The sequence below is a fragment of the Halomonas sp. genome (assembly GCF_029263665.1).
Classification (GTDB): Bacteria; Pseudomonadota; Gammaproteobacteria; order Pseudomonadales; family Halomonadaceae; genus Halomonas.
The window spans coordinates 89735-98701 of sequence record NZ_JAJUFQ010000004.1 but is presented as its reverse complement, the minus strand read 5'-3'; the positions used below and the strand labels follow the sequence as shown (position 1 = coordinate 98701).

Sequence of the window (8967 nt, the reverse complement as noted above, 5' to 3'; positions counted from 1 at the left end):
AGAAGTCATCCTGATAGCGTTGGGCCAGGATACGTCAGTCTGACAGGAGGTTGGGCATGGTATGGCAGGTCAGGGAATCCATCACGTTGCGTCCGTTGTCTCCAGCACATCAGCAGGAGCTGTGGCTCGCCGTGGATGCCAGTCGCGAGCATCTGCGCCCATGGCTGCCATGGGTGGAAGCAGCGCGAGGACCGGAGGATATCGGTAGCTTCATCCAGGGAGCACAGGAGGAGCATCAGCGGGGGGCTGCCTGGCATTTTGCGATTATCGATGACAGCGAAAAAGAGGGCAATGAAGTGATTGGTGCCTGTGGCTTCAATCGTATTTCTTTACTGCATCGTTGGGCGTCGATTGGCTACTGGCTGCGGCGAGATCGTTGGGGTCAAGGCATCATGCTGGCATGTGTACGCACGCTGCTGCAGGTGGGCATCAGTGAGTTGAATGTGCATCGCTTGGAAATCCGCTGTGCCGAGGACAACAAGCGCAGCCGTGCCATTCCCGAGCGTCTTGGGTTTCGCCAGGAAGGCGTGCTGAGGGACTGCGAGTGGGTCAATGATCAGGCCTTGAGTCACGTTGTCTATGGGCTGTTGGTTTCCGAGGCTTCATTTTCTGCGCATCACAATCGTCAGAGGATGGGAGATGGCGTTCAGTAATGTGGAAAGAGAGCAGTTGCTGGCGTTAAAAGGTGTTGGCCCTTTGGTGGTGGCGCGCCTGGAACAGATTGGCATTGACTGCTTTGCTGTCCTGGCGGGATCCGATGTCGAGAAGGTTCTTGCAGACATTTCTGCCATGCTGGGCGCTACGTGCTGGCGCAACAGTCCGCAGGCTCGCGGAGCCATCGAGAGCGCTGTTGCGCTCGCTCGTCAGTCTCGAACGCTGGGGTAACCCAGTGTCTTGCGCAGGTGCTCGGCGTTGGCTGACACCCATTCTGGGGCGATAGGGCCCCAGTTCTCCACGGTGTAGTGGCCCACGTTATGCCGTTGTCCGGATTCGGGAATGAAGCGGCAGCAAATGTCCAGCTCTTCCAGTGCCGTCAGGGTATCCTGGGCGGTGCGCCTTGGCATGCCGGTAGCCGCCATCAACGAGGGTACGGTATCGATGCCTTGTTCGATCAAGTGGGCAACGTACAAACGACGATAAAAGCTGGTGCGGGTCTTGCTGGGAGATGACATGAATGCTCCATCGTGATGAGGTAATCACATACCATGACAGGTATTGATGTCATGATATGTGATTGCCTCAGGAACAGCGATTGTGCCGTTGTGGGATCAGCGGTTGCCCAGGGAATTCAGAAAAGAGGCTTTCATGGCATCGGTGATGCGGCGCATGTCGTCATCGCTGGTGATGTAAGCCGGCATGGTATAGAGCCAGCGCCCGAAGGAGCGTAGCCAGACGCCGCGCTCCCTGGCCTGCTCAGCAACACCCTTGAGGTCTGCACTATCCTTGACCTCAATGACACCGGTGGCGCCGAGAGTGCGTACATCGGCGATCCGAGGATGGCGACGTAGATCCTCATCACCTTCAAGCTCTGCCTTCAGTACAGCATTGAGTCTGGCAATGCGGTCAAGGTAATGGTCTTCTTCGAAGACCCTGATGCTTTCCAGTGCGACACGGCAGGCCAGAGGGTTGCCCATGAAGGTGGGGCCATGCATGAAGGCATGGTATTCACTGTCGCCAATGAATGTGTCATGCACCTGGTCGGTGGCCAGTGTGGCTGCATGGCCGAGGTAACCACCGGTCAGCCCCTTGGACAGCACCATGATGTCGGGGCAGATATCGGCATGATTGGCAGCAAAGAGACGTCCGGTGCGACCGAACCCAGTGGCCACTTCGTCGAAGATCAGCAGTACATCGAACTCATCGCAGAGCTCCCTGGCTCCCCTCAGGTAAAGCGGCGAGGTCATGTTCAACCCGCCTGCGGCCTGTAGCAAAGGTTCCATCAGCAAAGCTGCGATTTCCCGGTGATGGGCTTCAAGTACCTTGCGCAGGGCGGCCAGGTCAGCATCGACACTTGCCTGGTCGGCGTCAAAGGAAGAAATAGGGGCCGGGGCAAAATAATGCTGAGGCAAGAAGCCTGAAAACAGGCTGTGCATTCCTTCTTCGGGATCGCATACCGCCATGCAGCCAGCAGTGTCGCCATGATAGGCCTTCATCAATGACAGCATGCGGTGCTTTTGTGGGCGCCCGCGGAGGAAGTGGTATTGCACAGCCATCTTCATCGCCACTTCCATGCCCACGGAACCACTGTCCGAGTAGAACACATGGTTGAGCCCCTGCGGGGTGATGCGCACCAGTTCTCGGGCGAGAAGGTCGGCGGGCTCATGGGTCAGGCCGCCCAGCATTACATGGCAAAGCGTTGCTGCCTGTTCCTGAATGGCCTTGACCAGGCGAGGATGACCATATCCATGGATCATGCACCACCAGGAACATGTGGCGTCGAGAAGGCGCTCGCCAGACTCCAGGGTGAAATGTGTCCCCTGGCCTCCAACGACCTTGAGCGCTGGGGCCTGGTGCTTGAGATGGGCGTAGGGGTGCCAGACGGGTGAAGACATGGGTGACTCTCGCTAATGGTAAACCTGTTATCGAACTGAAAGTTTACCAGCATGAGCGAATAAGTGGAGTCATCCTGTTATTGGGCGATATCTGGTTCGGCGAAACCCCTGAACCTGTGTCAGGGGGCTGGAGCGTCGATGGCTTGTAGGAAGCGTTGGAACAAGAAGGCTTCTTTACCTTTCAGGGAGCGGCTGAGGCAGTCGATGAACTCTTGGCGGGGATAGGTAAAGATTCTCGGTGCCTTGTAGGCATCCAGGTCGATGGCGATGATTTCGCCGTTCTTGACCAGGAAGTTGTCAGTGTGCAGGCCCCGGCAGTGAATGCGATCACGATACAGGGCTACCAGAATGTCCACATAACGCTGCTGCAGGGCAGGATCATCCTGAATGACCTGCTTGAGAGGCACACCATTCACATTGGCAGTGACCAGGCGATAACGCTTGGACTCGATAATGTCGGGAGCCTGGATGCCAAGCAGAGACAGGCGCTTGGCCACATAACGAAAGTTATATCCGGGATAACGGCGAATGCCGAGCCGGTAACGCCAGCGATCAGTGATGTTGGGAGAGAACGTCTTGATGAAGGTGTCGTGCTCGGGATCGTAATGGACGCTACTGTATTTTCCGGTCTGGATTAACTGCATGGTGGGAAATCGATATTCTCCGCACGCTCGAGCAGGATGCTCAGCGATCATCTAATGTACGCACAGTATAATCGACTGGCGCTAATTCAAGCATATCTCTTGTACATCGAGTTCGTATGCATTGAAAAGGATGCTGATGCCAGAGGTCAGTCTTCTTCGTCGAAGCGGGCGGTGAATAGCGCTTCAATGGCGTCAAGTGCTGATTCGGCATCGTCGCCTTCGGCTTCAATGATCAGCTCGGTGCCGCAGGGTGCTGCCAGCATCAATAGCGACATGATGTTGGCGCCATCGCCCTGCATATGGTCACGGCGAACAATAATCTGAGACTGGAAGGTCTGACAGCACTGTACCAGGCGGGTGGCTGCTCTAGCGTGAAGGCCACGCTTGTTGATGAGAGTGAGCTGTCGCTGTGGCACGGTATATCAGTCTCCCTTTGATACCAGGCGCCGCTGCTGAACAAGCTCGCGATGACGCAGGCGAATACGGTCGTGCTTGGCGGCAAGAGATTGAGCGATACGCTCGGCCAGATAGACCGAGCGATGTTGACCGCCGGTACAGCCGATGGCCACGGTAAGATAGCTGCGGTGGCTGGCCTTGTATTGCGGTAGCCACTTGTCCAGCCAGTGGAGAATGTCATCGTACATCTCATCCACGACAGGAAACCCCTCGAGAAAGTCGATGACAGCCTGGTCCTGGCCTGTCGCGTCACGCAGGCAGGGGTCCCAGTAGGGATTGGGCAGGCAACGGGCATCGAAGACGATGTCGGCATCAGGAGGAACGCCGCGCTTGAAGCCGAAGGACTCTATGGTCAGGCTGAGCTGTTCTGCATCTTGTCCGGCGACCTGGTCGGCAATCTGGGCACGCAAGTCATGCACGGACAAGCGGGTGGTATCGATGACCAGGTCTGTCAGGTCTCGCATACCACTGAGTGCTTTTTCTTCAGATTCAATAGCTTCAGCCAGGGTCATGTCACTGTAGCGGGTTAGCGGATGACGCCGGCGAGTGTGGGAAAAGCGTTCCAGCAATACCTGAGGGTTACTGGTCAGGTAAACCACCTGACACTCGATATTGCCATCCTTGAGCTCGCTGAGCAGTTCAGGGAAACGTTCGAGCGCTCCTGGCAGATTGCGTGCATCGATGCTGACAGCGACGCGGCGCAGGTCACTATTGGCCAGTTCTGCCACCAACGACCCCAGCAACATGGCCGGGAGGTTGTCGATGGCATAGAAACCGAGATCTTCGAGGGCCTGCAGAGCAACAGACTTGCCCGAGCCAGAGCGGCCACTGATGATCACGAGTTGCATGTCCTGTCTCCTGGTCAGGGGAGAGCCGCAGTACTCGAAGGAGAGTGCGGCTGAGGCATGTAATGGATGGACGATATAATGGATGGGGCGGAAGCTCTCAGCCACTGGGAGAAGAAGGGCCGTCGGATTGACGAATCGCTTCCTGGAGGCATTCGTAAAGCTCTCGCTGTGAAGTGGCACTGCGCAGGCGTTGCCGGGTTTCGGCATCGCTCATGACTCCTGCGACCTGTCCCAACAGAGCCAGATGGGTATCGTCAGCTTCCTCTGGCACCAACAGCACAAAGATCAGATCGACGGGCTCACCATCGATCGCATCAAAGTCGATAGGCTCAGAAAGCTTGAGAAAGCCCGAGATTGGTGTCTTGCAGTGAGGGTTACGGGCATGGGGAATGGCCACGCCATTACCAATACCTGTACTGCCTAACCGCTCGCGGCCAATCAGTCGGCTAAAGACTTCCTGGCTGTCCAGGCTCGGAGTATTTTGCGCAATAAAGGTGCTGAAAAATTCCAGCACCCTTTTTTTGCTTCCTCCCGGCACATCGAAGAGAGTGCGCTCGGGAGGGAGAATGGCTTCCAATGTCATAATGATGGGGGATCAACGGAGTCCGGTGCCCTGTGCTCGGGCTTGAGATTTTTCCTTATGCTTGACCAACTGACGATCAAGCTTGTCGGCAAGCGCGTCGATGGCGGCATACATATCGCCATCTTGTGCATCAGCATGGAGATCAGCACCGGCGGCGTGAAGCGTGCAGGCGGCTTGCTGGCGTTCCTTCTCCACTGACAACGTCACCTGGACGTTGGTGATATTGTCATAGTGGCGCTCCACTCGAGTGAGCTTCTCTTGTACGTAGTCACGCAGGGGGTCGGTCAGTTCAACGTGATGGCCGGTGATGTTTACTTGCATGACAAGCTCCTTGCTCTTGCATGTGGTAGCTCGATTGTAACCCTTTTTCGGGTCCTGCAAACCCCCTCATCGAAGTTGCTTGAAATCTGACAGGAGAGCCCGTGATTCAGCAACTTGAGTGGTTTGTCAACTTGTCCAGCAAGCAGATTCAACGCCAGCGGGTGTTTGTGGGCAGTCCTTGCGACTTCAAGACGCGTCTCAGCGCAGGCGTTTTCTCTCGCTGGATGAGGGAATATGCATCGACTCACGGTACTTGGCTACCGTACGTCGGGCCACGTTGACGCCAGTCGCATTAAGCAGTTCGACCAGCTTGCTGTCGGATAGCGGCTTGCGAGGAGGCTCATCCTGGATGAGTTTCTTGATCATGGCGCGAATTGCTGTGCTGGAATGGGCGTCGCCATCACTGCCTACCTGGCTAGAGAAAAAGTATTTGAGCTCGAAAACGCCACGGGGGGTGTAGATGAACTTTTGTGTCGTGACTCGGGAGATGGTGGACTCATGCATCTCGACCTTGTCTGCAATGTCGGCCAGGATCAGGGGTTTCATGGCTTCTTCGCCATGATCCAGAAAGTCGATCTGGCGCGCCATGATTTCACGACCCACCTTGAGTAGGGTGTCATTGCGGCTGGATAGGCTCTTGAGAAGCCAGCGGGCTTCCTGTAAATGATCCTTGAGAAACTGGTTGTCCTGACTTTTATCGGCACGGCGAATCAAGGCTGCGTAATCGGGTTGAATACGCAGTCGCGGCATGGCATCAGGGTTGAGCTCTACCTGCCAGCCAGCGGCGCTATGGCGTACGATGAGATCAGGTATCACATAATCTGAGCTGTTGTCACCGAATTGGCTGCCGGGGCGTGGATCGAGGCTGCGTATGAGACTGATGACGCTGTCGAGCTGGTCGTCATCCAGGCTGAGGCGGCGCTTGAGCATACGGCGATCATCAGCTGCCAGCGCTTCGAGAAACTGGCGGACCAGACGTCCTGCCTGGGCGAGCAGGGGCGTTTCCCTGGGCAATGCGTCGAGTTGCAGAGACAGGCACTCGCGCAGATCTCGAGCGAAGACGCCAGTGGGCTCGAACTGTTGCAGGCGCTTGAGAACGGCTTCGACATCGCTCAGGGTCAATGGCTCCAAGCCTTGGCCGAGAAGGCCTTCATGGATGTCTTCCAGTGGCTGGTCGAGATAACCGTCGCTGGTGACAGCGTCAATCAGGCTTTCGGCGATGCGGTTTTCTGCTGAAGAAATGTCGAGCATGGCCAGCTGCCAACTGAGATGACCCTGAAGTGACTGGCTATCAGCCTGGCGCTCGAAGTCGGGCGCTTCACCGCTGCCGGCAGGGCTCATGCCGAGGTCCTGAAAGGTGTCCTCCCATTCGCTATCGGTCGCCAGGTCTGCAGGAATTTCATCGACCCAGTCGTCATCTGTGGTTTCCTGAGCCTGTTGCTCGCCAAAACCATCTTCCAGCTCAAGCATGGGGTTGGACTCCAGGGCCAGCTGGATCTCCTGGCGCAGGTCCAGAGTGGATAGCTGCAACAGAGCGATGGCCTGTTGCAGTTGGGGAGTCATGGTGAGCTGGGTGCCAAGACGCAGCTGCAGTGACGCCTTGAGGGCCATTAGCGAATTCCGGTCAAGGAAACACTGATGGAGATTGCAGTGTTTCTCGGGTGGATGATCGCATCACACTAACGGCGAGTTGGGCGGCATGCAAGTCTCTTGCCAACATTAGTCAAAGACGGAAGTTTTCGCCTAGATACACTTCCTTGACCCGCTGATTGGCAAGAATGTCATGGGCATTGCCTTCGGCGATGATCTGGCCATCACCCACAATGTAGGCATGATCACAGATGTCCAGTGTCTCGCGGACGTTGTGGTCGGTGATCAGAACACCGATGTCGCGTGCCTTGAGCTGGCGGATGATCGCCTTGATCTCACCGACGGAAATGGGGTCAACACCGGCAAAGGGTTCATCAAGAAGAATGAAGGCGGGCTCTGTTGCCAGGGCACGGGCAATCTCCACCCTGCGACGTTCGCCACCAGACAATGCCATGCCAGGATTATCGCGAATATGGGTGACATGGAAGTCCTCCAGCAACTGCTCCAGTCGCTGATGGCGGCCGGCCTTGTCGAGATCCTTGCGAGTTTCGAGAATCGCCATGATGTTATCGGCAACCGTCAACTTGCGGAATATCGAAGCTTCCTGGGGCAGGTAGCCAATTCCGGCAAGTGCACGCTCGTGCATGGCAGCACGGCTCAGATCCATCTCGTCAATGGCGACTTCGCCGGAGTCTGCGCGTACCAGTCCCACGATCATGTAGAACGAGGTGGTTTTGCCGGCACCATTGGGGCCGAGCAAGCCGACGATGCTGCCCTGGCGAATGGACAAGCTGATGTCATGGACGACGCGGCGTTTCTTGTAGCTCTTGGCCAGATTGCGGGCGTGAAGCGTCTTCATCAGTTACCTTGCTCCGGCTCGAGGGTCATGCGAATACGCTGATTGCCCTGGACGCCTTCAGCACTGGAGCGGGCCTGTACCACCTTGCGATCGAGGAAATATTCCACATAGGCGCCGTCGAAGGTATCTCCTCCCTTGTGCAGTTCGGCCTGGTTGATCAGCTCGATGCGGCGTTCAGGGACGTGATAGATGACTCGATGCCCCCATCCCTTGACCACGGGTTCTTCAGGTGAGGGTTTCTGTTCCAGGTAGGCGCGCTGACCGGTGGCCGTGGCCAGAGACAGCTCGCCCTTGTTGTTGCGCCGAATTTCTACTCGGTCGCCGGTGAGGAGCATGCTGCCCTGTTGGATGCGTACATTGCCGGTATAGACAGCCGTGCCAGCCTTGTCATCCAGATCAAGCTGATCGGCTTCGACCTGGATGGGAGCAGTGCGGTCACTTTCCAGGGCCAGGGCAGCGCTGCTGCCAAGGCAGGTGGCAAGGCCCAGGCACAGGGCGAGCAGGTGAGTGGTGCTCGGACGCGTCATTGGGCGGACTCCTTTTGGGGTTCGGGCGGATGAAAGCCGGTCACATTGTCGGTCAGGCGGGCGCGGTTGTCATGAATCCAGGCATCGAAACGCTCGCCACGCATTTCCTGGGGCGGTTGGCGTAACAGGGCAGGGGTTTCGCTCCAGGCGTGACCTGTCTTGTTATCGTAGTGGAGTTCTTCGGTATCCAGCTGCCAACGTTCCTGTGGTGCCTCTAGGTGAGCGTTGCCGGTAAGGACGATGGGGTTGCCGTCGGGTCCCAGGCGCCCCTCGTCCGCACTGGCAATCCAGTCTCTGCCGTCATCGTCGATCAGTTCGAGGTCTGGTGTCTTCAGACGGGTGACATCATCCTCCGGAGTATGTGCCAGACGAGGAGTGGTAGCACGCTGATACGCTTGGCCCTGGGCATTGAAACGTGTCAGCTTGGCATCTTCCAGGTAATAGTCCGGTTCCCCGGCCTCGTTCCTGGGGATCATGTTGGGGATAATGGTATCGCGTGGGTCAAGAAAAGCCAGCCAGGCTCCCAGCCCCAGTAGTATCACTACGAGCCAGAAGCGGAAGCCGGGCTTTCGCAGGCGCAATTGCAT

The 8967-nt window shown here is 56.9% G+C and carries 13 protein-coding genes; 2 read left to right on the top strand and 11 right to left on the bottom strand.

What is annotated here, in order from left to right; all coding sequences use genetic code 11:
- Positions 1-56 precede the first annotated feature (56 nt).
- Positions 57-653, top strand: a complete 597-nt coding sequence (locus tag Q1K07_RS05300; RefSeq protein WP_300308957.1) for a GNAT family N-acetyltransferase — start codon at positions 57-59, stop codon at positions 651-653.
- Positions 640-885 (top strand): helix-hairpin-helix domain-containing protein, encoded by a 246-nt coding sequence (locus tag Q1K07_RS05295; protein WP_300308954.1) that lies wholly within the window; start codon positions 640-642, stop codon positions 883-885. The genes Q1K07_RS05300 and Q1K07_RS05295 overlap by 14 nt, the downstream gene beginning before the upstream one ends.
- On the opposite strand, the gene Q1K07_RS05290 is transcribed toward Q1K07_RS05295, so the two are convergent.
- The 11 genes from Q1K07_RS05290 to lptC form a co-directional block, all read right to left on the bottom strand.
- Positions 864-1172: a winged helix-turn-helix domain-containing protein gene (locus Q1K07_RS05290; protein WP_300308951.1), complete on the bottom strand. Its 309-nt coding sequence runs from the start codon at positions 1170-1172 to the stop codon at positions 864-866. The two genes, Q1K07_RS05295 and Q1K07_RS05290, sit on opposite strands and share 22 nt — an antisense overlap.
- Positions 1173-1268: 96 nt before the next feature.
- A complete protein-coding gene (bioA, locus tag Q1K07_RS05285) occupies positions 1269-2552 on the bottom strand; it encodes an adenosylmethionine--8-amino-7-oxononanoate transaminase (protein ID WP_300308948.1) in 1284 nt (427 codons plus the stop codon).
- Between the two features lie 119 nt (positions 2553-2671).
- Positions 2672-3196, bottom strand: a complete 525-nt coding sequence (locus Q1K07_RS05280) for a hypothetical protein (RefSeq protein WP_300308946.1) — start codon at positions 3194-3196, stop codon at positions 2672-2674.
- A 146-nt stretch (positions 3197-3342) separates the two neighbouring features.
- Complete coding sequence (locus Q1K07_RS05275) at positions 3343-3612, bottom strand: HPr family phosphocarrier protein (protein ID WP_149284322.1); 270 nt, start codon at positions 3610-3612, stop codon at positions 3343-3345.
- 6 nt (positions 3613-3618) lie between these two features.
- Entirely contained in the window at positions 3619-4500 is an 882-nt protein-coding gene (rapZ, locus tag Q1K07_RS05270; RefSeq protein WP_300308942.1) for an RNase adapter RapZ, read from the bottom strand.
- Between the two features lie 97 nt (positions 4501-4597).
- Positions 4598-5083, bottom strand: a complete 486-nt coding sequence (gene ptsN, locus Q1K07_RS05265) for a PTS IIA-like nitrogen regulatory protein PtsN (protein ID WP_300308940.1) — start codon at positions 5081-5083, stop codon at positions 4598-4600.
- Positions 5084-5095: 12 nt separating this feature from the next.
- Positions 5096-5404: a ribosome-associated translation inhibitor RaiA gene (gene raiA / locus Q1K07_RS05260; protein ID WP_300308937.1), complete on the bottom strand. Its 309-nt coding sequence runs from the start codon at positions 5402-5404 to the stop codon at positions 5096-5098.
- Positions 5405-5602: 198 nt separating this feature from the next.
- Positions 5603-7015 (bottom strand): RNA polymerase factor sigma-54, encoded by a 1413-nt coding sequence (locus Q1K07_RS05255; protein ID WP_300308934.1) that lies wholly within the window; start codon positions 7013-7015, stop codon positions 5603-5605.
- 112 nt (positions 7016-7127) lie between these two features.
- A complete protein-coding gene (lptB, locus tag Q1K07_RS05250; RefSeq protein WP_300308932.1) occupies positions 7128-7853 on the bottom strand; it encodes an LPS export ABC transporter ATP-binding protein in 726 nt (241 codons plus the stop codon).
- Complete coding sequence (gene lptA, locus Q1K07_RS05245) at positions 7853-8380, bottom strand: lipopolysaccharide transport periplasmic protein LptA (protein WP_149284328.1); 528 nt, start codon at positions 8378-8380, stop codon at positions 7853-7855. The genes lptB and lptA overlap by 1 nt, the downstream gene beginning before the upstream one ends.
- Positions 8377-8967 (bottom strand): LPS export ABC transporter periplasmic protein LptC, encoded by a 591-nt coding sequence (lptC, locus tag Q1K07_RS05240; protein ID WP_300308928.1) that lies wholly within the window; start codon positions 8965-8967, stop codon positions 8377-8379. The genes lptA and lptC overlap by 4 nt, the downstream gene beginning before the upstream one ends.

What these genes read in the sequence shown, in the direction of transcription:
- Q1K07_RS05300 (WP_300308957.1), top strand. Translation starts at nt 57, where the DNA reads ATGGTATGGCAGGTCAGGGAATCCATCACGTTGCGTCCGTTGTCTCCA.
- Q1K07_RS05295 (WP_300308954.1), top strand. Translation starts at nt 640, where the DNA reads ATGGCGTTCAGTAATGTGGAAAGAGAGCAGTTGCTGGCGTTAAAAGGT.
- Q1K07_RS05290 (WP_300308951.1), bottom strand. Translation starts at nt 1,172, where the DNA reads ATGTCATCTCCCAGCAAGACCCGCACCAGCTTTTATCGTCGTTTGTAC.
- bioA (WP_300308948.1), bottom strand. Translation starts at nt 2,552, where the DNA reads ATGTCTTCACCCGTCTGGCACCCCTACGCCCATCTCAAGCACCAGGCC.
- Q1K07_RS05280 (WP_300308946.1), bottom strand. Translation starts at nt 3,196, where the DNA reads ATGCAGTTAATCCAGACCGGAAAATACAGTAGCGTCCATTACGATCCC.
- rapZ (WP_300308942.1), bottom strand. Translation starts at nt 4,500, where the DNA reads ATGCAACTCGTGATCATCAGTGGCCGCTCTGGCTCGGGCAAGTCTGTT.
- ptsN (WP_300308940.1), bottom strand. Translation starts at nt 5,083, where the DNA reads ATGACATTGGAAGCCATTCTCCCTCCCGAGCGCACTCTCTTCGATGTG.
- raiA (WP_300308937.1), bottom strand. Translation starts at nt 5,404, where the DNA reads ATGCAAGTAAACATCACCGGCCATCACGTTGAACTGACCGACCCCCTG.
- Q1K07_RS05255 (WP_300308934.1), bottom strand. Translation starts at nt 7,015, where the DNA reads ATGGCCCTCAAGGCGTCACTGCAGCTGCGTCTTGGCACCCAGCTCACC.
- lptB (WP_300308932.1), bottom strand. Translation starts at nt 7,853, where the DNA reads ATGAAGACGCTTCACGCCCGCAATCTGGCCAAGAGCTACAAGAAACGC.
- lptA (WP_149284328.1), bottom strand. Translation starts at nt 8,380, where the DNA reads ATGACGCGTCCGAGCACCACTCACCTGCTCGCCCTGTGCCTGGGCCTT.
- lptC (WP_300308928.1), bottom strand. Translation starts at nt 8,967, where the DNA reads ATGCAATTGCGCCTGCGAAAGCCCGGCTTCCGCTTCTGGCTCGTAGTG.